Source organism: Janthinobacterium longum (genome assembly GCF_051380735.1).
Lineage (GTDB): Bacteria > Pseudomonadota > Gammaproteobacteria > Burkholderiales > Burkholderiaceae_D > Janthinobacterium.
Genome location: NZ_JBNYXQ010000001.1, coordinates 878677 through 900369, shown reverse-complemented (window position 1 = coordinate 900369; position 21693 = coordinate 878677). Strand labels below are relative to the sequence as shown.

Annotated in this window: 22 protein-coding genes and 1 tRNA gene; 22 read left to right on the top strand and 1 reads right to left on the bottom strand. The window is 59.5% G+C overall.

Translation table 11 applies throughout. The annotated features are described in order from the left end of the window. Window positions 1–17: 17 nt before the first annotated feature. Window positions 18–515 carry an outer membrane protein assembly factor BamE domain-containing protein gene (gene bamE / locus ACQ4WM_RS04095; RefSeq protein WP_436545416.1) on the bottom strand — a complete coding sequence of 166 codons (498 nt, stop codon included), beginning with the start codon at window positions 513–515 and terminating at the stop codon, window positions 18–20. 182 nt (window positions 516–697) lie between these two features. Here bamE and rpsO point away from each other — a divergent pair, with 182 nt between their 5' ends. The 22 genes from rpsO (at window position 698) to nuoL (ending at window position 21687) form a co-directional block, all read left to right on the top strand. After that, window positions 698–967, top strand: coding sequence for a 30S ribosomal protein S15 (gene rpsO, locus ACQ4WM_RS04090; protein WP_010399743.1), 270 nt, complete (start codon window positions 698–700; stop codon window positions 965–967). 222 nt (window positions 968–1189) lie between these two features. After that, window positions 1190–3307, top strand: a complete 2118-nt coding sequence (pnp, locus tag ACQ4WM_RS04085) for a polyribonucleotide nucleotidyltransferase (RefSeq protein ID WP_436545415.1) — start codon at window positions 1190–1192, stop codon at window positions 3305–3307. Between the two features lie 204 nt (window positions 3308–3511). Then, complete coding sequence (locus ACQ4WM_RS04080) at window positions 3512–5467, top strand: methyl-accepting chemotaxis protein (protein WP_436545414.1); 1956 nt, start codon at window positions 3512–3514, stop codon at window positions 5465–5467. A gap of 144 nt (window positions 5468–5611) precedes the next feature. Next, window positions 5612–5812, top strand: a complete 201-nt coding sequence (locus ACQ4WM_RS04075) for a hypothetical protein (RefSeq protein ID WP_436545413.1) — start codon at window positions 5612–5614, stop codon at window positions 5810–5812. Window positions 5813–5889: 77 nt separating this feature from the next. Beyond that, on the top strand, window positions 5890–6651 hold the full coding sequence (locus ACQ4WM_RS04070) for a GIN domain-containing protein (protein WP_436545412.1): 762 nt from the start codon (window positions 5890–5892) through the stop codon (window positions 6649–6651). Between the two features lie 74 nt (window positions 6652–6725). Next, complete coding sequence (locus ACQ4WM_RS04065) at window positions 6726–7334, top strand: tetratricopeptide repeat protein (protein WP_436545411.1); 609 nt, start codon at window positions 6726–6728, stop codon at window positions 7332–7334. Window positions 7335–7414: 80 nt separating this feature from the next. Further along, on the top strand, window positions 7415–8395 hold the full coding sequence (locus ACQ4WM_RS04060) for an NAD(P)H-quinone oxidoreductase (RefSeq protein WP_436545410.1): 981 nt from the start codon (window positions 7415–7417) through the stop codon (window positions 8393–8395). Window positions 8396–8467: 72 nt separating this feature from the next. Then, the gene (gene tpiA, locus ACQ4WM_RS04055) at window positions 8468–9217 is read left to right on the top strand and encodes a triose-phosphate isomerase (protein WP_436545409.1); all 750 of its coding nucleotides are present in this window, start codon (window positions 8468–8470) and stop codon (window positions 9215–9217) included. A 28-nt stretch (window positions 9218–9245) separates the two neighbouring features. Further along, window positions 9246–9665, top strand: a complete 420-nt coding sequence (gene secG, locus ACQ4WM_RS04050; RefSeq protein WP_436545408.1) for a preprotein translocase subunit SecG — start codon at window positions 9246–9248, stop codon at window positions 9663–9665. A 181-nt stretch (window positions 9666–9846) separates the two neighbouring features. Further along, a tRNA-Leu gene (locus ACQ4WM_RS04045) sits at window positions 9847–9931 on the top strand. A 178-nt stretch (window positions 9932–10109) separates the two neighbouring features. Then, window positions 10110–10469: an NADH-quinone oxidoreductase subunit A gene (locus tag ACQ4WM_RS04040; protein WP_094441197.1), complete on the top strand. Its 360-nt coding sequence runs from the start codon at window positions 10110–10112 to the stop codon at window positions 10467–10469. A gap of 3 nt (window positions 10470–10472) precedes the next feature. Beyond that, window positions 10473–10949 (top strand): NuoB/complex I 20 kDa subunit family protein, encoded by a 477-nt coding sequence (locus tag ACQ4WM_RS04035; RefSeq protein ID WP_010399733.1) that lies wholly within the window; start codon window positions 10473–10475, stop codon window positions 10947–10949. A gap of 17 nt (window positions 10950–10966) precedes the next feature. Next, window positions 10967–11560 carry an NADH-quinone oxidoreductase subunit C gene (locus tag ACQ4WM_RS04030; protein WP_436545407.1) on the top strand — a complete coding sequence of 198 codons (594 nt, stop codon included), beginning with the start codon at window positions 10967–10969 and terminating at the stop codon, window positions 11558–11560. Next, the gene (locus ACQ4WM_RS04025; RefSeq protein ID WP_065310655.1) at window positions 11560–12813 is read left to right on the top strand and encodes an NADH-quinone oxidoreductase subunit D; all 1254 of its coding nucleotides are present in this window, start codon (window positions 11560–11562) and stop codon (window positions 12811–12813) included. The genes ACQ4WM_RS04030 and ACQ4WM_RS04025 overlap by 1 nt, the downstream gene beginning before the upstream one ends. A gap of 12 nt (window positions 12814–12825) precedes the next feature. Next, the gene (gene nuoE / locus ACQ4WM_RS04020; RefSeq protein WP_076567078.1) at window positions 12826–13305 is read left to right on the top strand and encodes an NADH-quinone oxidoreductase subunit NuoE; all 480 of its coding nucleotides are present in this window, start codon (window positions 12826–12828) and stop codon (window positions 13303–13305) included. Further along, window positions 13302–14597: an NADH-quinone oxidoreductase subunit NuoF gene (gene nuoF, locus ACQ4WM_RS04015; protein WP_312434384.1), complete on the top strand. Its 1296-nt coding sequence runs from the start codon at window positions 13302–13304 to the stop codon at window positions 14595–14597. Before nuoE ends, nuoF begins: the two co-directional genes overlap by 4 nt. A 22-nt stretch (window positions 14598–14619) precedes the next feature. Further along, window positions 14620–16953 carry an NADH-quinone oxidoreductase subunit NuoG gene (nuoG, locus tag ACQ4WM_RS04010; protein WP_436545406.1) on the top strand — a complete coding sequence of 778 codons (2334 nt, stop codon included), beginning with the start codon at window positions 14620–14622 and terminating at the stop codon, window positions 16951–16953. Beyond that, window positions 16953–18035, top strand: coding sequence for an NADH-quinone oxidoreductase subunit NuoH (nuoH, locus tag ACQ4WM_RS04005; protein WP_312434382.1), 1083 nt, complete (start codon window positions 16953–16955; stop codon window positions 18033–18035). The genes nuoG and nuoH overlap by 1 nt, the downstream gene beginning before the upstream one ends. A 14-nt stretch (window positions 18036–18049) precedes the next feature. Continuing rightward, a complete protein-coding gene (gene nuoI, locus ACQ4WM_RS04000; RefSeq protein ID WP_065310660.1) occupies window positions 18050–18538 on the top strand; it encodes an NADH-quinone oxidoreductase subunit NuoI in 489 nt (162 codons plus the stop codon). A gap of 65 nt (window positions 18539–18603) precedes the next feature. After that, window positions 18604–19233, top strand: coding sequence for an NADH-quinone oxidoreductase subunit J (locus tag ACQ4WM_RS03995; RefSeq protein WP_065310661.1), 630 nt, complete (start codon window positions 18604–18606; stop codon window positions 19231–19233). After that, entirely contained in the window at window positions 19230–19538 is a 309-nt protein-coding gene (gene nuoK / locus ACQ4WM_RS03990; protein ID WP_065310662.1) for an NADH-quinone oxidoreductase subunit NuoK, read from the top strand. Before ACQ4WM_RS03995 ends, nuoK begins: the two co-directional genes overlap by 4 nt. Window positions 19539–19584: 46 nt before the next feature. Next, window positions 19585–21687, top strand: a complete 2103-nt coding sequence (gene nuoL / locus ACQ4WM_RS03985) for an NADH-quinone oxidoreductase subunit L (RefSeq protein WP_436545405.1) — start codon at window positions 19585–19587, stop codon at window positions 21685–21687. Window positions 21688–21693: the final 6 nt, after the last annotated feature.

Sequence of the window (21693 nt, the reverse complement as noted above, 5' to 3'; positions counted from 1 at the left end):
CAAGGCAACAGCTTGTATTACCAGAAAAACCTTCTTTCTTCCTTGGCCGGATCCGGCCCGTTCATCATCTGGCGCACGATGCCGGCCTGGTCGAAGTGCACATGCATCATCGAATCCCACACGCCCGACTCCTTGTAGCGGTACGACCACACGTATAGCTTGGGCAGCGCCAGGTACGAGGTTTCGGCTGGCCGGCCCAGCAAATGCAGCACATCCTGCCGGGTCGATATGCCGATTTTGACCCTGGCAAAGCCGGGCGTGTCGAGTACCTGCTCGAACGACGTCAGGCGCTGGTCGGGACCGAAGCGCGCCATGTAGGTCACCTGGCCGTAAGGGCCGTGCGCGTATTCCAGTTCCGGGCCCCCGGGCAGCTGGTAGACATTGGTCGGCGCGCCGAGCTTCGCTTCGACGGCGGCGCGCGATTCTCCCGGTTGCGGTGGCGGACCACCCATGCTGGCGCAGCCTGCCAGCAGCAGTGGCGCCAGGATCGTTGCAAATTTGAATGCTTTTTTCATGGTGTGACTCCCGAATGAGGGGAAAATCCTATCATGCACCGAGAAAAAAGCGCACGACTGGATACAGCCAGGCATTTTTCCGATATACTTGCGCGTCTGGTTTGAACTCAAGCCAGTTTTTTTAATCGTAGTTCACGGTGGATAGGGTTCAGACTCTGTGCACCGCATGTGAAAGGTTTATCATGACAGTAGAGAACATCAACAAAGCCGCCATTATCGCGGACAACGCACGTGGTCAGAACGACACCGGCTCCCCTGAAGTGCAAGTTGCACTGCTGACCGCTCGTATCAACGAGCTGAACGGCCACTTCAAAGCCCACTCGAAAGATCACCACTCCCGCCGCGGCCTGATCATGATGGTCAACCGTCGCAAGAGCCTGTTGTCCTACCTGAAGGCCAAAGACGCTACCCGTTATCGCGACCTGATCGCTAAACTTGGTCTGCGCAAGTAATTTTTGCCGTACAAGGTTTATACAGAAATGCCTGCGCCAGTTCGCTGTCGCGGGCATTTTGTCATTTGAAATTCCAAATTGAATCCCGTGGATGCAGTATCCTATGCGGATGAACATGATTTAAAAGCAAAATAGCAAAGGCGGCAACTTGAATGCGCCGCCTGTGGTGAGGTGAACGACAGCCCCTGAAAATCTGTCGGCAAATAGAAAAGGGTTACCCCAATGTTTAATAAAGTTACGAAAACCTTCCAGTACGGTCAACATCAAGTGACCCTGGAAACCGGCGAGATCGCACGCCAGGCATCCGGCGCAGTGCTGGTGTCGATCGAAGATACCGTCGTGCTGGCAACCGTGGTGGCACGCAAAGATGCCAAGCCAGGCCAGGATTTCTTCCCTTTGACAGTAGATTATGTTGAAAAAACGTACGCTGCCGGTAAAATTCCGGGCGGTTTTTTCAAGCGCGAAGGCCGTCCTTCCGAAAAAGAAACCCTGACGTCGCGTCTGATCGACCGTCCTATCCGTCCTTTGTTCCCTGAAGGCTACCTGAATGAAGTGCAAGTCATCATTCACGTGCTGTCGGTCAACCCTGAAATCGATCCGGACATCGCGGCCATGATCGGCGCCTCGGCCGCCCTGTGCGTGTCGGGCGTGCCATTCAACGGCCCGATCGGCGCCGCGCGCGTCGGTTACGCCAATGGCCAGTACATCCTGAACCCGACCGTCCAGCAGCTGAAAACCTCGCAAATGGACCTGGTTGTTGCCGGTACCGAAACGGCAGTGCTGATGGTTGAATCGGAAGCGAAACAGCTGTCCGAAGAAATCATGCTGGGCGCCGTGGTGTTTGGCCATGACCAGATGAAAGTCGTCATCGACGCCATCCACGACCTGGTTCGTGACGGCGGCAAGCCGGAAGTCGAATGGGCGCCTGCGCCGAAAAACGAAGCACTGATCGCGCGCGTGGCCCATTTCGCCAACGCCAAGATCAATGATGCGTATCAAACCAAGGACAAGCAGGAGCGTACCGCCAAGCTGAAAGCGGCGACCTCCGAAGTGATCGCCGACCTGTCGGCCGAAGCTGCTGCCAACGGCGGCGCGGCGATCGACAGTGCCGAAGTGAACAACATCCTGTTCGACATCGAAGCGAAAATCGTCCGCACCCAGATCCTCGACGGCGAGCCACGCATCGACGGCCGCGACACGCGCACCGTGCGTCCGATCTCGATCCGCACCAGCGTGCTGCCACGCACCCACGGTTCGGCCCTGTTCACGCGCGGCGAAACCCAGGCGCTGGTCGTGGCCACGCTCGGCACCGCCCGTGACAGCCAGAAGATCGATGCACTGATGGGTGAATTCACCGATTCGTTCATGCTTCATTACAACATGCCACCGTTCGCCACCGGCGAAACGGGCCGTGTCGGTACCCCTAAACGCCGTGAAATCGGCCACGGCCGCCTGGCCAAGCGCGCGCTGATCGCCGCCCTGCCACCAGCCGAAGAGTTCAGCTACTCGGTACGCCTGGTGTCGGAAATCACCGAATCGAACGGTTCCTCGTCGATGGCTTCGGTTTGCGGTGGCTGCCTGGCGCTGATGGATGCCGGCGTGCCGATGAAAGAACACGTGGCCGGTATCGCCATGGGCCTGATCAAGGAAGGCGGCAAGTTTGCCGTGCTGTCCGACATCCTGGGCGACGAAGATCACCTGGGCGACATGGACTTCAAGGTAGCCGGTACCCGCAACGGTATCACCGCGCTGCAGATGGACATCAAGATCATGGGCATCACCAAGGAAATCATGCAAGTGGCGCTGGCGCAAGCCAAAGAAGGCCGTGAGCACATCCTGGGTGAGATGCAAAAAGCCATGCCGCACGTGAAAACCGAACTGTCCGATTTCGCACCGCGCCTGATCACCATCAAGATCAACCCGGAAAAAATCCGTGACGTGATCGGCAAGGGCGGCGCCGTGATTCGCGCGCTGACCGAAGAGACCGGCACCCAGATCGACATCAGCGACGAAGGCGTGGTCACCATCGCTTCCGTCGATGCTGCCGCCGGCCAGGAAGCCAAGCGTCGCATCGAAGAACTGACGGCATCGGTCGAAGTGGGCAAGACCTACGAAGGCACCGTACTGAAACTGCTGGACTTCGGCGCCATCGTGCAAGTGATGCCAGGCAAAGACGGCCTGCTGCACATTTCGCAGATCGCCAACGAGCGCGTCAACGCCGTCGCCGACTACCTGAAAGAAGGCCAGCTGGTACGTGTCAAAGTACTGGAAACGGACGACCGTGGCCGCCTGAAACTGTCGATGAAAGCTGCTGAAGGCGGCGAAGCGCCAGCACTGTAAGAGTCAGTTTCAAACGCCGTATCAAGTAATGCCGGGCTCGCCTGGCAAGCTTGTCAAAACCGCCAGCGCGCAAGCCCTGGCGGTTTTTTTATGGCCGTTTTTGTTGTTTCACGGTAATTGAGAGTCAGTATGTCTTGACGGGAAAATAATAATCGCTGACGATGGTCCATCCCCTCGATTTCCCCTTTTTATTGGATGCTCCCAATGTTGTCCTCCCTCAAGGCACGCCTGATCGCCATCTCCGTATCCATCGTCGTGCTGGCCATGCTGGCAGTCGCCATCGCCAACTTCTTTACCACCCGCAGCAGCACCCTGGCAGCGCTCGACACGCAGATGTTGCAGCTGTCGCACAGCCATGCGCAAGCGATTGCCGAGTGGCTGCGTTCGAAACAGGCGGTGGTGGCGTCAATGAAGATCGGCGCCCAGCAGGAAGATCCACTGCCGGCCCTGAAAGCTGCCGAACAGGCTGGCATCTTCGACATGGCCTATGTTGGCTTTGCCGACAAGCATGCCGTGTTTTCGCAGGAGCGCAAGCGCGCCGCCGATTACGATCCGACCGCGCGCCCCTGGTACAAGCAGGCGCTGGCAACCGGCGGGGCGATCATCACCGCGCCGTATATCGGCGCCAGCACCGGCAAGCTGGTGGTGACCTTTGCCGAACCGCTCGGTGACAAGGGTAGCCCGGCCGGCGTGCTGGCAGCCGACGTGATGATGGACGTGGTGGTGAAAAACGTCGCCTCGATCAAGCCGACACCATCGAGCTACGCCTTCCTGGTCGATGGCGGCGGCAAGATCATCGCCCATCCGGACGAGAAGCTGACGTTGAAACCGCTGGCCGACCTTGACGCCAAGCTGACTTCGCAGGCGCTGGCCGAGATTGAAAAGAGCGGCGACAGCGAGACCATCCGCCTGGGCGAGCGCGAGGGCATTTTGCACGTCAGTAAAGTGCCGGGCAGCGACTGGCTGCTGGCCACCGTGCTCGACCGCGCCGAAGCAACCCATGCTTTGACATCGATGCTGCGCTCTTCGGTGCTGACGGCGATACTGGTGCTGGTGCTGGCCGCCACGGTGCTGAGCGTGCTGGTGGCACGCGCCTTGCGCCGCCTGGGCCTGGTACGCGATGCGCTCGATGCGATCGCCACCGGCGACGGCGACCTGACCAGCCGCCTTGATGCAGACGGCACGGACGAGCTGGCGCAGATCGCCAGGGCCTTCAATTTGTTCGTGGAAAAGATCGCCGGCGTGCTGGTGCAGATACGCACCATCAGCACGATGGTGCGCAGCGAGTCGGCCGATATCGCGGCCGGCAATGCCGACCTGTCCGCGCGCACGGAAGCGCAGGCGGGGGCACTCGAAGAAACGGCCAGCTCGATGGATGAGTTGACGTCAACCGTCAAACAGAATGCGGAAAATGCGCATGCGGCGAATGAGCTGGCCGTGTCCGCCTCGCAAGTGGCGGCCAAGGGCGGCGAAGTGGTGCAGCAAGTGGTGGGCACCATGGCTGGCATCCAGGAAAGTTCGCGCAAGATCGTCGACATTATCGGCGTCATTGACGGCATCGCCTTCCAGACCAATATTCTGGCCCTGAACGCGGCCGTGGAAGCGGCGCGCGCCGGCGAGCAGGGCAGGGGCTTTGCGGTGGTGGCCTCGGAAGTGCGCAACCTGGCACAGCGTTCAGCCGGTGCTGCCAAGGAAATCAAGGAACTGATCGGCGACTCGGTGGAGAAAGTGGGCGCCGGCGGCCGCCTGGTCGATGAGGCGGGCCAAACCATGGGCCAGGTGGTGGCATCGGTGCAGCAACTGGCCACCATCATGAGCGAGATCACGGTCGCCAGCCGCGAACAGAGCGCCGGCATCGGCGAGATCAATACGGCGATCACGCACATGGACACCATGACGCAGCAAAATGCCGCCCTCGTCGAGCAGGCTGCGGCCGCCGCCGAAAGCCTGCAGGAGCAGGCGGTGGACCTGGCGCAGGCGGTCGGCATGTTCCGCCTTGGCGACACGGTCGCCGCCAGCGCGCCGGCCAGGCCGGAAAAGGCGCGCCCTGCCGCTGCTAATGCCGCGCCGCGCCCGGCGCCCAAGGCCCTGCCTGCCACCCGTGCAAGCAAGCCGGCCAAGGCGGCCAAGCCCGCCGCCGACGAGTGGGAAGAGTTCTGATGTAGATTTACTGTACGCGCGCTCATCGGCGATTTTGTCCGGCCATGCCGCCAAAATTGCAGTTCGTCGCAATCGGGGTGCCTGGTGCAGGCGGCATGGCTATAGTGGTCACATACCGCAGCCAGACACCCAGAGGAGATCAACATGAACGTCGCCAAACACATGGAAGCCATTGTCATTACCGCCGCCGTCCTGCTCGGCGCCAGCTGCTACGCGCCGGCGCCGGCCTTGCAAGTAGCCAGTTCCAGCTACCAGGGCGTGGCCCTCGCCAAAACGCCGGAAGCACATATCGTGCAGGTCAGGGCCAAGCGCCTTGTTGCCACCCCAAAAGCCTTCTTCGCATAAGTGATTGCCAGCAATATTGGCCGCTGCTAGAGTGGCCGCTTGCCGTCGCACATAAAAACAAGATATCAAGGAATACAATGAAAAAAACCCTGCACTTTGCGCTGGCTTTCCTGGCCACGTTCGGCCTGATACGTGCCGTGTCTGCCGAAACGCGGCAACTGGAAATGCGCACGGTCGACGCGCGCGTGGTGCGCGTCAAGCTCGATGGCGTGATGGAAGTGCGCATCCGCCAGGGCAATGTAGCGTCGCTGAGCATCACGGCCGACAAGCGCTATATTGCCGATGTCAGCACGGCGCAAAGCGGCGACACCTTGCATATCGAAACGGAAGTGCGCGGCTTCAAGCTGAGTCCTGGTTCTATCCGTGCCGACCTGGTCTTGCCCAACCTGCGCGAGGTGAGCTCGGAAGGCTTCGGTAGCACCGATGTGTCCGGTTTTACGGGCGACGAGCTGACCCTGTCACTGGAAGGGGCCGGCAGCGTGAAGGTGGTGGGCGACTACCGCAAATTGAGCGCCACCTTGGGCGGCGTGGGCAGCATGCAGCTGTGGATCGGCAATAACGACAAGGCCGAACTCGACCTGCAAGGGGCCGGTTCGGTGGTGCTGGGCGGGCGCGGCCGCGTGCTCAAGGCGTCGCTGGGCGGCCTGGGCAGCCTGAATGCGCAACAATTCGAGGCCGATGCGGTCAACCTTGACTTGAGTGGCCTGGGCAACGCCATCGTCAATGCCCGCAGCAATGCCAAGCTGAACCTCAGTGGCCTGGGGTCGGTGGTGGTGTATGGCAAGCCTGCCAACCGCGATGTCAGCGTCGACGGCCTTGGTAAAGTCAGCTGGAAGTAAGGGCAGCAAGGGATTTCCCGGGTGTCCCGCCGCCGTGCGCGATAATAAAAGCAGTCAGACCACATCCCATTCCGATGAAAAAACTGATCATTACACTATGCATGCTGTTCGCGATACAGTTGCCGGCCAAGGCCGGCTTCAGCGAAGGTGCCAGCGCCTACAACAACAAGAATTATGCGCTGGCCTACAAGGAAATTTTACCGCTGGCCAAGGCCGGCAACGCCGACGCCCAGCACCTGCTGGGCCTGATGTACTACATGGGGCGCGGCTTGCCGCAGGATTACAAGCAAGCCATGTTCTGGCACCGCAAGGCAGCCGAGCAGGGCAAAGCCGACGCGCAATATGTGGTGGGCGCCATGTATTACACGGGTAACGCCGTGCTGCAGGACCACAAGCAGGCTGTCAGCTGGTTTCGCAAGGCGGCCGAGCAGAACCATGCCGAGGCGCAGCAGGTGCTGGGGCTGATGTACCGTTATCACATGGGCGGGGTGCAGCAGGATAATGTGATCGCCTATATGTTGTGGAACCTGGCCGCCGCCAATGGCTCTTCGAATGCGGCCGAGCAACGTGCCGCCGTGGTGCGCAAGATGACGCACGAGCAGTTGGAAGAAGGGCAGGCCTTGTCTGCCAGGTGGAAGCCCGGCACCCCCTTGCCGCAGACCTCCAGAACCGGTGGTGAATAGCGCAGGACAGGGCGCGTCTGGCTTCTGCAAGGCGTGCAAGCTTGGCGTACAATCGCTCTTTGCCTTAAGAGAGCCTTGCCATGCGCGCAGTTGAAATCAGCCAACCCGGTCCCTTTGACGTCCTGAAAATTGCCGAACGTCCCCTGCCTGTATTGAAGGCGGGCGAACTGCTGATCAAGGTGCACGCGGCCGGCATCAACCGTCCCGACGTACTGCAGCGCCTGGGCAAATATGCTCCCCCGAGCGGCGCTTCCGACCTGCCCGGCCTGGAAGTAGCGGGCGAACTGGTTGATGGCGATTTCGAAGGCACCGGTTTCAAGGCGGGCGACCTGGTCTGTGCGCTGGTGCAGGGTGGTGGCTATGCCGAATATTGCGCCGCACCCGCCGGCCAGTGCCTGCCCCTGCCGGCAGGCCTGACGGCGTTAGAGGGCGCATCCCTGCCGGAAAACTTCTTCACCGTCTGGAGCAATGTGTTTGACCGCTGCGCGCTGTCGGGCAGCGATACTTTGCTGGTGCAGGGCGGTAGCTCGGGCATAGGCGTGGCGGCAATCCAGCTGGCCAGCGCGCTGGGTCACCGCGTGTTCGCCACCGCCGGCAGCGATGAAAAAGCGCGCGCCTGCGAAGCGCTGGGCGCCGAGCGCGGCATCAATTACCGCACCGAAGATTTCGTTGCTGTCGTCAAGGAACTGACCAATGGCAAGGGCGTCGACGTGATTCTCGACATGGTCGGCGGCGACTACCTGCCGCGTGAAATCGCTTGCCTGGCCGACGATGGCCGCATCGGCCTGATCGCCGTGCAGGGCGGCACCAGCGCGGAGCTGGACCTGGGCACCTTGCTGCGCCGCCGCCTGACGGTCACCGGCTCGACCTTGCGTCCCCGTTCGGTAGCCTTCAAAGCAGCAGTTGCCCGGCATTTGCGCGACACCGTCTGGCCGCTGATCGAGGCCGGCAAGATCAAGCCCGTGATCTATAAAACTTTCCCCTTGGACAAGGCCGGCGAGGCGCATGCGCTGATGGAAGCGAGCACGCACATCGGCAAGATCATGTTGCAAGTTGCTTGAAAGCAGCAGCTAGTGGTTTGACCGCCAACAGTGGTAGCGTTAGAATGACGGGTTATTAAAATTTAGGCTACCATGCGTCGCAAACTCGTCGTGGGAAATTGGAAAATGAACGGCAGTCGCACCTCGAACGCGGTGTTATTGTCTGAAATAGTTGCTGGCTTGGGCGCCGATGGCGCAGCCAGCGCTGTCTGTGTTCCCGCGCCTTATCTGGCGCAGTGCCAGGCGCAATTGACAGGTTCAAGCCTGGCCTGGGGTGCACAAGATGTTTCGGCGCAGGCCAGTGGCGCCTACACTGGGGAAATCTCGACCGCGATGCTGCAGGATTTTGCCAGCAGCTACGTGATCCTGGGTCACTCCGAGCGGCGCGCCTATCATGGCGAGACCGACGCGAAAGTGGCGGCCAAGACAGTTGCGGCGCTGGCAGCGGGCATCACGCCCATCGTTTGCATCGGCGAGCATCTCGACGAGCGCGAAGCAGGGCAGACCGACGCCGTGGTAGCCAAGCAGCTGAACGCGGTGCTGGAAGCCATCAAAGAGGCCGACGTGGCGAAGCTGGTGCTCGCTTACGAGCCGGTCTGGGCCATCGGCACCGGCAAGACGGCCACGCCGCAAATGGCGCAGGAAGTGCACCAGGTGCTGCGCGGCCAACTGGCGGCAAAGAATGCGGTAGCGGCCGCCGGCGTGCAGATCCTGTACGGCGGCAGCATGAAGCCGGAGAACGCGAAAGAATTGATGGCAATGCCGGATATCGATGGCGGTCTGATCGGTGGAGCGGCATTGAAGGCGGCGGATTTCCTGGCGATTATTCACGCCGCTGATTGAATCACTTTAAACTAAGAATGGAATTGCAATGAACATGATGTTCAATCTGGTAGTCGTGGTACAGGTAGTGTCCGCTTTGTCGATTATTGCGCTGGTGTTGCTGCAGCACGGCAAGGGTGCCGATATGGGTGCCGCCTTCGGTTCCGGCGCGTCCGGCAGCCTGTTCGGTGCGACGGGTTCGTCAAACTTCATGTCGAAGTCGACCGGCGTTGCTGCCGCCATCTTCTTCGGCGCTACCCTGGCGCTGTCACTGATGGCCAACCAGCGCGCCACTGCTGTTGGCGGCGGCGTGATGGACAAGGTCGTCAAGCCGGTGCCAGTGACCGGCGCCGGCGCCATTCCTGGTGCCGCTCCGGCTGCGCCAGTGGCGCCAGCCACCGGCGTGCCAGCCGCAACCGTGCCGGCCAAGCCAGCTGCCGACGCACCGGCAAACACGATTCCGAAGTAATTCGGTCGGTTTGTCGAGAGTAATTCTCATTACGGGCAGAATATTGCTCAATGTTTTGGCAGTACGCCAGGAAAACGCAATTCAGAGGCATTAGCTGTAAAAATTTATCGTTTTTATCTCTGTTTTGATGCATTTCTGCATTAACTTTAGCAGCAAAGCAGAGTAGAATACGGGCCTTACCGCCGACGTGGTGAAATTGGTAGACACGCTATCTTGAGGGGGTAGTGGCGAAAGCTGTACGAGTTCGAGTCTCGTCGTCGGCACCAGAAATCAGAAGCCAGCAACGGCGCACGAGCCATGGCTCGTACAAAGTTGCTGGCTTTTTTTACGAGGATGTGTCGTTCGATCCTGATCGTAGCCCTGATTGGGATCGTGCGTTAGATACGCTGCAAATCACCGCGGCGTCCTCATTTAACCGATCGTTCAATATAAGCTCATCAAATCGTGAACCTCGAAAATTACTTCCCCGTCCTGCTGTTTATTCTTGTCGGCCTTGGTGTCGGCATTGCGCCCCAGGTCCTGGGCCGCATCCTGGGTCCTCATCGGCCCGACGCAGCAAAACTCTCCCCGTACGAATGCGGTTTTGAGGCATTCGAAGATGCTCGCATGAAGTTTGATGTGCGCTACTATCTGGTTGCAATCCTGTTTATTTTGTTCGATCTGGAAACCGCATTCTTTTTCCCGTGGGGCGTGGCAATGCGCGACCTGGGCTGGGCCGGTTTCGTCACGATGATGGTGTTTATCGCCGAATTCGTGGTCGGATTTTGGTACATTTGGAAGAAAGGTGCCCTTGACTGGGAATAAGCCATGGCTATTGAAGGCGTATTAAGCGAAGGTTTCATCACCACCTCGGCCGACAAGCTGATCAACTGGGCGCGTACCGGGTCGATGTTCCCGATGACGTTCGGTCTGGCCTGCTGTGCGGTCGAAATGATGCATGTGGGCGCAGCCCGCTACGACATGGACCGCTTCGGCGTCGTGTTCCGTCCATCGCCGCGTCAGTCCGACGTGATGATCGTTGCCGGCACCTTGTGCAACAAGATGGCGCCGGCACTGCGCAAGGTCTACGACCAGATGGCCGAGCCGCGCTGGGTTATCTCGATGGGTTCCTGCGCCAATGGCGGAGGGTACTACCATTATTCGTATTCCGTGGTGCGCGGTTGCGACCGCATCGTTCCCGTTGACGTGTATGTGCCTGGCTGCCCTCCGACAGCCGAAGCGCTGCTGTACGGCATCATGCAACTGCAGAACAAGATCAAGCGTACCAGTACGATCGCACGCTAACCGGGCCGCTTCAGATTATGACAACACATTTAGAAGTATTGCAAAACGCCCTCGGCACTGCCCTGGGCGAACGCGCCAGCATCAGTGTTGCGCTGGGCGAAGTGACGATGGTGGTCAAGGCCGAGGATTACCTGGCCGTGATGCAAACCTTGCGCGACGATCCGACCCTGCATTTCGAGCAACTGCTCGACCTGTGCGGCGTTGACTATTCGACCTATGGCGACGGTAGCTGGGATGGGCTGCGTTTTGCGGCCGTTTCGCATTTGCTGTCGGTCAAGCACAACTGGCGCGTGCGCGTGCGCGTATTCGCACCAGACGACGACATGCCGCTGCTGCCGTCCGTGATCGGCATCTGGCGTTCGGTCAACTGGTACGAGCGCGAAGCGTTTGACCTGCTGGGCATCTTGTTCGAAGGTCATAACGACTTGCGCCGCATCCTGACCGACTACGGTTTCATCGGCCATCCGTTCCGCAAGGACTTCCCGGTCTCCGGCTATGTCGAGATGCGCTATGACCCGGAACAGAAGCGCGTGATTTACCAGCCCGTGACGATCGAGCCGCGGGAAAACGTGCCGCGCGTGATCCGCGAAGAACATTACGGGATGAAATAATGGCTGAGATTAAGAATTACACCCTGAACTTTGGGCCGCAGCACCCGGCAGCGCACGGCGTGCTGCGCCTGGTGCTCGAGCTCGATGGCGAAGTCATCCAGCGCGCCGACCCCCATATCGGCCTGCTGCACCGCGCCACCGAAAAGCTGGCCGAACAGAAGACCTATCTGCAATCGGTGCCGTACATGGACCGTCTCGACTATGTGTCGATGATGTGCAATGAACACGCCTATGTGATGGCGATCGAAAAGCTGCTGGGCCTGGAAGTGCCGCTGCGTGCGCAATACATCCGCGTGATGTTCGACGAAATCACCCGCGTGCTGAACCACCTGATGTGGCTCGGCGCGCACGCGCTTGACGTCGGCGCCATGGGCCCGTTCCTGTACTGCTTCCGCGATCGCGAAGACCTGTTCGACTGCTACGAAGCGGTGTCGGGCGCGCGCATGCACGCGGCCTACTACCGTCCGGGCGGCGTGTATCGCGACCTGCCTGACGCCATGCCGCAGCACAAGGCCTCGATCATCCGCAACGCCAAGGCGATTGCCAAGCTGAACGAAAACCGCCAGGGCTCCCTGCTGGACTTCATCGAAGACTTCACGCGCCGTTTCCCGACCTATGTCGACGAATACGAAACGCTGTTGACCGATAATCGAATCTGGAAGCAACGGACCGTCGGCATCGGCGTGGTCTCCCCGGAAGATGCGCTGGCCATGGGCTTTACCGGCGCCATGCTGCGCGGTTCTGGCGTGCAGTGGGACTTGCGCAAGCAGCAGCCGTACGAAGTGTACGACCTGATGGACTTCGACATTCCAGTTGGCACCAACGGCGATTGCTATGACCGCTACCTGGTGCGCGTGGAAGAGCTGCGCCAGTCGAACCGCATCATCAAGCAGTGCGTCGAGTGGCTGCGCAACAATCCGGGTCCCGTGATGACCAGCAACCGCAAGGTGGCGCCTCCGGGCCGGGTCGACATGAAGACCAACATGGAATCGTTGATTCACCACTTCAAGCTGTTTACCGAAGGATTCCACGTGCCGCCGGGCGAAGCCTACAGCGCGGTCGAACACCCGAAAGGCGAGTTCGGCATTTACCTGGTGTCCGATGGTGCCAACAAGCCGTACCGCATGAAACTGCGCGCACCCGACTATGCCCATTTGCAGTCGCTCGACGAAATGGCGCGTGGACACATGATTGCCGACGCCGTGACCATCATCGGTACGCAAGACATCGTGTTCGGCAGTATTGACCGCTAAGAGGCAAAAAGTATGTTGTTATCAGAGCAGTGCTATAAAAAAATCGACCGCGAGCTGGCCAAGTATCCGGCCGACCAGCGCCAGTCGGCCGTGATGGCCGCGCTGGCCCATGCCCAGGATGAACTGGGCTGGCTGGCGCCGGAAACCATGAAGGAACTGGCAGACTATATCGGCATGCCGGCCATTGCCGTGCAGGAAGTTGCGACGTTCTACAATATGTACAACGTGAAACCGGTCGGCAAGCACAAGATCACCGTGTGCACCAACCTGCCATGCGCGCTGTCGGGCGGTGTACGCGCAGCCGAGTACCTGAAGCAGAAGCTGGGCATTGATTTCCGCGAAACCACCCCGGACGGCCAGTTCACGCTGGTCGAAGGCGAGTGCATGGGCGCTTGCGGCGATGCGCCTGTCCTGCTGGTCAGTAATAAAACCATGTGCAGCTGGATGTCGAACGAGAAGATCGACGCCATGCTGGAGGAACTCAAGAAATGACGTCACTCCACAATCGCCATATCGATCCATTGATCCTGAAGGATCTGGATGGCAAAAACTGGCATTTGCAAGATTATGTGAACCGCGGTGGCTATTCGGCCCTGCGCCGCATCCTGGAAGAGAAGATCACGCCGGAACAGATCATCGCCGACCTCAAGGCTTCGTCGTTGCGCGGCCGTGGCGGCGCGGGTTTTCCTACCGGCCTGAAATGGAGCTTCATGCCACGCCAGTTTCCGGGCCAGAAATACCTCGTCTGCAATACAGATGAAGGCGAGCCGGGCACCTTCAAGGACCGCGACATCATCCGTTACAATCCCCATGCCCTGATCGAAGGCATGGCCATCGGCGCTTATGCGATGGGCATCACCGTGGGTTACAACTATATCCACGGCGAGATCTTCCAGGAATACCTGCGTTTCGAAGAAGCGCTGGAAGAGGCGCGCGCCGCCGGCTTCCTGGGAGACAAGATCATGGGCAGCGAATTCTCGTTCCAGTTGCATGCGCACCATGGTTATGGCGCCTATATCTGCGGCGAAGAAACTGCCTTGCTCGAGTCGCTGGAAGGCAAGAAAGGCCAGCCACGCTTCAAGCCGCCTTTCCCGGCCTCGTTTGGCCTGTATGGCAAGCCGACCACCATCAACAACACGGAAACCTTTGCGGCCGTGCCGTTCGTGCTGAACATCGGTCCAGAGAAATACTTGGCGATGGGCAAGCCGAACAACGGCGGCTCGAAGATCTTTTCGATCTCGGGTGACGTGGAATTGCCGGGCAACTACGAAGTGCCGCTCGGCACGCCGTTTGCCAAGCTGCTGGAACTGGCAGGCGGCATGCGTGGTGGCAAGAAGATCAAGGCCGTGATTCCTGGTGGCTCGTCTGCGCCAGTCATCCGCGGCGACATCATGATGCAGACCGATCTGGACTACGACTCGATCGCCAAAGCCGGTTCGATGTTGGGTTCGGGCGCCGTCATCGTGATGGACGAAACACGCTGCATGGTCAAGGCGCTGGAACGCCTGTCGTACTTTTACTTCGAGGAATCGTGCGGCCAGTGTACGCCTTGCCGTGAAGGCACTGGCTGGATGTACCGCATGGTGCACCGCATCGAGCAGGGGCAGGGTCGTCCAGACGACCTGGACATGCTCAACTCGATCGCCGACAACATCCAGGGCCGCACCATTTGCGCGCTGGGCGATGCTGCTGCCATGCCGGTAAGGGCCTTCATTAAGAATTTCCGTGAAGAATTTGAATATCATGTCGAGCACAAGCATTGCTTAGTGCCCGCTTACATCTAAGCTGCGTCAGGTAACGATCACCATGGTTGAAATCGAAATAGACGGCAAAAAAGTCGAAGTCCCTGCTGGTAGCATGGTGATGGACGCCGCCAACAAATTGGGAACTTACATTCCGCACTTCTGCTATCACAAGAAATTGTCGATCGCAGCGAACTGCCGCATGTGCCTGGTCGAAGTGGAAAAGGCGCCGAAGCCTTTGCCCGCTTGCGCGACCCCGGTCAGCGCCGGCATGATCGTGCGCTCCGCCAGCGATAAAGCTGTGCAGGCACAGAAGTCGGTGATGGAATTCCTGTTGATTAACCACCCGCTCGATTGCCCTATCTGCGATCAGGGCGGCGAATGCCAGTTGCAGGATCTGGCAGTCGGCTACGGCAAAAGCGAATCGCGCTATAAGGAAGACAAGCGCGTCGTCAAGCCGAAGGAAGCCGGCCCGCTGGTGTCGATGCAAGAGATGGCGCGCTGCATCCAGTGCACCCGCTGCGTACGCTTTGGCCAGGAAGTGGCCGGCGTGATGGAACTGGGAATGATCGGCCGCGGCGAACATTCGGAAATCGTCTCCTTTGTGGGCCAGACGGTCGACTCCGAACTGTCGGGCAACATGATCGACCTGTGCCCGGTTGGTGCCCTGACCTCGAAACCGTTCCGCTACAGCGCCCGTACCTGGGAACTGTCGCGCCGCAAATCGGTCAGCCCGCATGACGGCCTGGGCGCCAACCTGATCGTGCAAGTGAAAGCTGGCAAGGTCAAGCGCGTGCTGCCGCTGGAAAACGAAGCTGTCAACGAATGCTGGATCTCGGACAAGGACCGTTTCTCGTATGAAGCGCTGGACAGTGCCGAACGCCTGACTTCGCCCATGCTGAAGCAGGGCAACGAGTGGAAAGAAGTCGATTGGCAAACCGCGCTGGAATACGTGGCGCACGGCCTGAAAAACATCAAGCACGAGCATGGCGCCGACGCCATCGCCGCGCTGGCCACGCCGCATTCGACCGTGGAAGAACTGGTGCTGCTGCAAAAAGTCGTCAACGGTCTCGGTTCCGAGCACGTCGACTTCCGCCTGCGCCAGACCGACTTCGCGCTCGACGCCAATGTCAAACCATGGCTGGGCATGCCGATCAGCGAATTTGGCCAGATCAAGCGCGCCTTCGTTATCGGCTCCTTCCTGCGCAAGGACCATCCGCTGCTGGCCACGCGTCTGCGCGCTTCGGTCAAGAGCGGCGCCAAGCTGTCGATCCTGCACGCGTCCGACGATGAGCAACTGATCAATATCGCCAACAAGATGATAGTCGCGCCGAGCGACTGGCTGGCCGCCTTGTCGGAAGTGGTGGTTGCCGTGGCGAAAGCCAAGGACATCGCCGCACCTGCCGGTTTCGACGCAATCAACGCGTCGGACGTGGCCGTCAATATCGCCGCCAGCCTGATGGCCGGCGACCATGGCGCCATCTTGCTGGGTAACGCGGCAACGCAGCACCCGCAAGCGTCGCAACTGCACGCTGCCGCGCAATGGATCGCCGAACAGACCGGCGCCACGCTCGGTTACCTGACGGAAGCGGCCAACACGGTTGGTGCGCACCTGGTCGCCAAGCCGCGCACAAATGTGCAAGCCGCGTTTGCGGTGCCGAAAAAAGCCTACGTGCTGCTGCACGCCGAGCCGGAACTCGATGCTGCCAATCCTCAGGCAGCCCGCGCTGCGCTCGACGGCGCCGACATGGTGGTTGCCATGTCGGCCTTCAAGCACGGCATGGATTACGCCGATGTGCTGCTGCCGATCGCGCCGTTCGCCGAAACCTCGGGTACGTTCGTGAACTGCGAAGGCCGCGCGCAAAGCTTCAACGGCACCGTGAAACCGCTGGCGGAAACCCGTCCGGCGTGGAAAGTGCTGCGCGTGCTGGGCAATATCCTCGGCCTGCCAGGTTTCGACTACGACACCTCGGAAGCGATCCGCGACGAAGCGTTTGGCGTTGGCGTGACCGACCTGTCGGCTCAGCTGAACAATATCGCAAAAAATGCCCCGGCAGCGGCCAGCTACGCACCAGCTTCACCTGCGCTGCAACGCATCGCCGACGTGCCGATCTATTTCGCCGACGCGCTGGTACGCCGCTCCGAGCCTTTGCTGCGCACGGCCGACGGCGCTGCGCCGCAAGCCCATCTGTCGCCAGCACTGGCCAGCCAGCTGGGTATCAAGGCCGGCGACAAGGTCAAGGTCGCGCAGGGTTCCGGCAGTGCCATCCTGGTGGCGGCCATCCATGCCGGCTTGCCAGCCAATGTGGTGAAAGTGTCGGCGGCGCATGCCTCGACCGCTCGCCTGGGTGGCATGTTCGGTGACATCACAGTTGAAACAGCAGAGGGGAACATCTGATGGCGCTGCCTGAATTTGTAAACGTCATCAATACCGGCGGCCAGAACTTGCTGGGCGTGACCTGGCCGTTCTTCTGGACCCTGATCAAGATCCTGTGCGTGCTGTTGCCGCTGATGGGCCTGGTTGCTTACGCCACCCTGTGGGAACGCAAGCTGATCGGCTGGATCCAGATTCGTGTCGGTCCGAACCGCGTGGGGCCCCTGGGCCTGCTACAGCCGATCGCCGATGCGCTCAAACTCTTGTTCAAAGAGATTATCATCCCGTCAAAGGCCGCCAAAGGCCTGTTCGTGATCGGTCCTATCATGACCATCATGCCGGCCCTGGCCGCCTGGTCGGTCGTGCCATTCGGCCCGGAAGCGGTGCTGGCCAATGTCAACGCCGGCCTGCTGCTGCTGCTGGCGATTACCTCGATGGAAGTCTACGGCATCATCATCGCCGGCTGGGCGTCGAACTCGAAGTACTCGTTCATGGGCGCGATGCGCGCTTCGGCACAGATGATCTCGTATGAAATCCCGATGGGTTTCGTGATGGTAATCGTGCTGATGGTGTCGGGCAGCCTGAACTTCATCGACATCGTCGGCGGCCAGCAGATCGGCTACTTTGCCGACAAGGGCGTAAATTTCCTGTCGTGGAACTGGCTGCCGCTGCTGCCGATGTTCGTGATATACCTGGTTTCCGGCCTGGCTGAGGCGAACCGCCACCCGTTCGACGTGGTCGAGGGCGAGTCGGAAATCGTGGCCGGCCACATGGTCGAATATTCGGGCATGGCTTACGCCATGTTCATGCTGGCCGAATACGCCAACATGATACTGATCGGCGCCCTGGCTTCGATCATGTTCCTGGGCGGCTGGTCTGCACCGTTCGGCTTCCTCGAGTTCTGGGGTGGTTTCGGCGGCTTCTTCTGGCTGTTTGCAAAAACCTTCTTTATCGTTTCGCTGTTCGTCTGGGTGCGTGGTACTTTCCCCCGCTACCGCTATGATCAGATCATGCGCCTCGGTTGGAAAGTATTTATCCCGCTGACGCTGGTCTACCTGGTCTTCGTCGCTGCCTGGATGCAGACATCCTGGAATATTTGGAAGTAAGAGAGTGCATACGAATGGATAAGGTAAAAGATTTTTTCAGCAGCCTCCTGTTAGGCGAGCTGATCAAGGGCATGGCGCTGACTGGCAAGTACATGTTTTCGCGCAAGATCACGGTGCAATTCCCGGAAGAGAAGACACCGATCTCGCCGCGCTTTCGTGGCTTGCACGCGCTGCGCCGCTACCCGAACGGCGAAGAACGTTGCATCGCCTGCAAACTGTGCGAAGCAGTTTGCCCGGCGATGGCCATCACGATCGAATCGGAGCAGCGTGACGACGGTTCACGCCGTACCACGCGCTACGATATCGATTTGACCAAGTGCATCTTCTGCGGTTTCTGCGAAGAATCCTGCCCGGTCGATTCGATCGTCGAAACGCACGTGCTGGAATACCACGGCGAGAAACGCGGCGATTTGTATTACACGAAAGAGATGTTGCTGGCCGTGGGCGATCGTTATGAAAACGAAATCGCCGCCGCACGCGCCGCCGACGCACCTTATCGCTGATGGAGGCGCCGTAGCCGATGGCTGCGGCGCACCCTTCGTTCATCTGTACGTCTCTTGGGTTTTTTATGGACTTTAAAACAATTTTGTTTTACGCCTTCTCGCTGATCCTGATCCTGGCAGCGACGCGCGTCATCACGGCCCGTAATCCGGTCCACGCAGTGCTGTTCCTGGTACTGTCCTTCTTTTCGGCCGCAGGCATCTGGATGCTGCTGCAAGCGGAATTCCTGGCCATCGTGCTGGTGCTGGTGTATGTCGGCGCCGTGATGGTGCTGTTCCTGTTCGTGGTCATGATGCTCGATATCAATATCGACCGCATGCGCGAAGGTTTCTGGGGCTATCTGCCTTTGTCCGTGACGGTGGGCGTGATCATCGTGCTGGAAATGGCCGCCGTGCTGTGGCATGGTTTCCGCAACTTCTCGCCCAGCATCGCTCCGGCCAATATCAACCTGGGCGGCACCAAGGAACTGGGCTTGCTGATCTACACCGAGTACGTGTTTGCCTTTGAGATCGCCGCTGTCGTGCTGCTGGTGGCCATCGTTGCCGCAGTTGCATTGACGTTGCGCAAGCGCAAGGACACCAAGCATTTTGCTCCTGGCGATGCCGTACGCGTCAAGCGTAACGACCGCCTGAAGATTATCAAGATGGATCCGGTTGTCGAGCGTCCTGCGGCGCCGGAAGTTAAGGAGACACCATGACACTTACGCTGACACATTTTCTGGTCCTGGGCGCGATCCTGTTCGCAATCTCGATCGTCGGTATTTTCCTGAACCGCAAGAACATCATCGTATTGCTGATGGCAATCGAATTGATGCTGCTGGCGGTGAACATGAATTTCATCGCGTTTTCCCATTTCCTGGGTGACGCGGCCGGTCAGATCTTCGTTTTCTTCATCCTGACGGTTGCCGCCGCTGAGTCGGCTATCGGTCTGGCTATTCTGGTGGTGATGTTCCGTAATCTGGATACCATCAACGTCGAAGACCTGGACAGCCTCAAAGGCTGATGTTTTTCAGACTCGATCTCTCGAATAATAACGATTAAGGTTCATCATGGCGGGGCAACTCCTCAACCCTAACCTCCTTCTTGCCGTACCGCTGGCGCCGCTGGCCGGTGCCGCGATTGCAGGTTTGCTTGGCACCCAGTTCCTGGGTAATTTGGTCGGTCGCAAGACGTCGCATACCGCGACGATCCTGGGCGTACTGATCGCGTTCATCCTGTCCGTGCAGACGCTGCTGGCAGTGATGGACGGCGCGACATTCAATGGCACGATCTATAACTGGATGACGATCGGTACCCTGAAGATGGAAGTGGGCTTCCAGATCGATTCGCTGTCGGCGATGATGATGTGCGTGGTCACCTTTGTCTCGCTGATGGTGCACATCTACACGATCGGCTACATGAAGGACGACGAAGGCTACAACCGCTTCTTCGCCTACATCTCGCTGTTCACGTTCTCGATGCTGATGCTGGTCATGGCCAACAACTTCCTGCAACTGTTCTTCGGTTGGGAAGCAGTGGGCCTGGTGTCCTACCTGCTGATCGGTTTCTGGTACCAGCGCCCGACCGCCATCGTGGCCAACATGAAGGCCTTTTTGGTCAACCGCGTGGGCGACTTCGGCTTTATCCTCGGTATCGGCCTGCTGCTCGCTTACGCCGGCACCATGAACTACCAGGAAGTATTCGCCAAGAAAGAAGCACTGGCGCTGCTGTCACTGCCAGGTACCGACTGGGCCCTGCTGACCGTTGCCTGCATCTGCCTGTTTATCGGCGCGATGGGCAAATCGGCACAGTTCCCGCTGCACGTCTGGTTGCCTGACTCGATGGAAGGTCCTACCCCGATCTCGGCACTGATCCACGCCGCAACCATGGTGACGGCCGGTATCTTCATGGTCTCGCGCATGTCGCCGCTGTTCGAACTGTCCGACACGGCCCTGTCCTTTATCCTGGTGATCGGTTCCATCACGGCGCTGTTCATGGGTTTCCTGGGCATTATCCAGAACGACATCAAGCGCGTGGTGGCTTACTCGACCCTGTCGCAGCTGGGCTACATGACGGTGGCGCTCGGCTCGTCGGCCTACTCTGTGGCCGTGTTCCACCTGATGACCCACGCATTCTTCAAGGCACTGCTGTTCCTGGGCGCCGGTTCCGTGATTATCGGCATGCACCATGACCAGGACATCCGCAACATGGGTGGCCTGCGCAAATACATGCCGATCACCTGGATCACGTCGCTGATCGGTTCGCTGGCCCTGATCGGCACGCCGCTGTTCTCCGGTTTCTACTCGAAAGACAGCATTATCGAAGCGGTTGAAGCGACCCATATCTGGGGCGCAGGCTTTGCCCAGTTCGCCGTGCTGGCTGGCGTATTCGTCACCGCCTTCTACTCGTTCCGCATGTATTTCCTGGTCTTCCACGGCAAGGAACGTTTTGGCCAGGCGCACGCGCACGGTCATGACGACCATCACGCACCGAAAGCTGCCCATGGCGCCCACGGCGACGCGCATGACGACCATCATGAAGAGGAAGAGGAAGACGACCACGCCCACCACGGCCTGGCCCCCGGCCAGAAGCCGCATGAATCGCCATTCGTGGTCTGGTTCCCGCTGGTGATGCTGGCGATTCCTTCGCTGCTGATCGGCTATTTCACCATCGGCCCCATGCTGCATGGCGACTTCTTCAAGGGCGTGATCTTTGTCGGCGAAAACCATCCTGCGATGGAAGAGCTGTCGCATGAGTTCCACGGTGCGATCGCGATGGCGCTGCATGGCCTGTCGACGGCGCCGTTCTGGCTGGCGCTGTCCGGTGTGGTTGCGGCTTACTACTGCTACATGATCAATCCGCGCGTACCGGCCTGGTTCTTTGCCAAGTTCCATGCGATCCACACCCTGCTGGACAACAAGTACTACATGGACAAGTTCAATGAAGTCGTGTTTGCCGGCGGCGCCCGCCTGTTGGGCAATGGCCTGTGGAACTTCGGTGACAAGAAGCTCATCGACGGCCTGCTGGTCAATGGCAGCGCCAAGCTGGTTGGCTGGATCTCGTCGCTGTCGCGTGTACTGCAGACGGGTTACATCTACCACTACGCGTTCGTGATGATCCTGGGCGTGCTGGCTGCCCTGGTCTATTTCCTGCCATTCTGGCCCGCTAAGTAAGCTGAC

Excerpts from the sequence above, each read along its gene's own strand:
- bamE (WP_436545416.1), bottom strand. The coding sequence starts at position 515 with ATGAAAAAAGCATTCAAATTTGCAACGATCCTGGCGCCACTGCTGCTG.
- rpsO (WP_010399743.1), top strand. The coding sequence starts at position 698 with ATGACAGTAGAGAACATCAACAAAGCCGCCATTATCGCGGACAACGCA.
- pnp (WP_436545415.1), top strand. The coding sequence starts at position 1,190 with ATGTTTAATAAAGTTACGAAAACCTTCCAGTACGGTCAACATCAAGTG.
- ACQ4WM_RS04080 (WP_436545414.1), top strand. The coding sequence starts at position 3,512 with ATGTTGTCCTCCCTCAAGGCACGCCTGATCGCCATCTCCGTATCCATC.
- ACQ4WM_RS04075 (WP_436545413.1), top strand. The coding sequence starts at position 5,612 with ATGAACGTCGCCAAACACATGGAAGCCATTGTCATTACCGCCGCCGTC.
- ACQ4WM_RS04070 (WP_436545412.1), top strand. The coding sequence starts at position 5,890 with ATGAAAAAAACCCTGCACTTTGCGCTGGCTTTCCTGGCCACGTTCGGC.
- ACQ4WM_RS04065 (WP_436545411.1), top strand. The coding sequence starts at position 6,726 with ATGAAAAAACTGATCATTACACTATGCATGCTGTTCGCGATACAGTTG.
- ACQ4WM_RS04060 (WP_436545410.1), top strand. The coding sequence starts at position 7,415 with ATGCGCGCAGTTGAAATCAGCCAACCCGGTCCCTTTGACGTCCTGAAA.
- tpiA (WP_436545409.1), top strand. The coding sequence starts at position 8,468 with ATGCGTCGCAAACTCGTCGTGGGAAATTGGAAAATGAACGGCAGTCGC.
- secG (WP_436545408.1), top strand. The coding sequence starts at position 9,246 with ATGAACATGATGTTCAATCTGGTAGTCGTGGTACAGGTAGTGTCCGCT.
- ACQ4WM_RS04035 (WP_010399733.1), top strand. The coding sequence starts at position 10,473 with ATGGCTATTGAAGGCGTATTAAGCGAAGGTTTCATCACCACCTCGGCC.
- ACQ4WM_RS04030 (WP_436545407.1), top strand. The coding sequence starts at position 10,967 with ATGACAACACATTTAGAAGTATTGCAAAACGCCCTCGGCACTGCCCTG.
- ACQ4WM_RS04025 (WP_065310655.1), top strand. The coding sequence starts at position 11,560 with ATGGCTGAGATTAAGAATTACACCCTGAACTTTGGGCCGCAGCACCCG.
- nuoE (WP_076567078.1), top strand. The coding sequence starts at position 12,826 with ATGTTGTTATCAGAGCAGTGCTATAAAAAAATCGACCGCGAGCTGGCC.
- nuoF (WP_312434384.1), top strand. The coding sequence starts at position 13,302 with ATGACGTCACTCCACAATCGCCATATCGATCCATTGATCCTGAAGGAT.
- nuoG (WP_436545406.1), top strand. The coding sequence starts at position 14,620 with ATGGTTGAAATCGAAATAGACGGCAAAAAAGTCGAAGTCCCTGCTGGT.
- nuoH (WP_312434382.1), top strand. The coding sequence starts at position 16,953 with ATGGCGCTGCCTGAATTTGTAAACGTCATCAATACCGGCGGCCAGAAC.
- nuoI (WP_065310660.1), top strand. The coding sequence starts at position 18,050 with ATGGATAAGGTAAAAGATTTTTTCAGCAGCCTCCTGTTAGGCGAGCTG.
- ACQ4WM_RS03995 (WP_065310661.1), top strand. The coding sequence starts at position 18,604 with ATGGACTTTAAAACAATTTTGTTTTACGCCTTCTCGCTGATCCTGATC.
- nuoK (WP_065310662.1), top strand. The coding sequence starts at position 19,230 with ATGACACTTACGCTGACACATTTTCTGGTCCTGGGCGCGATCCTGTTC.
- nuoL (WP_436545405.1), top strand. The coding sequence starts at position 19,585 with ATGGCGGGGCAACTCCTCAACCCTAACCTCCTTCTTGCCGTACCGCTG.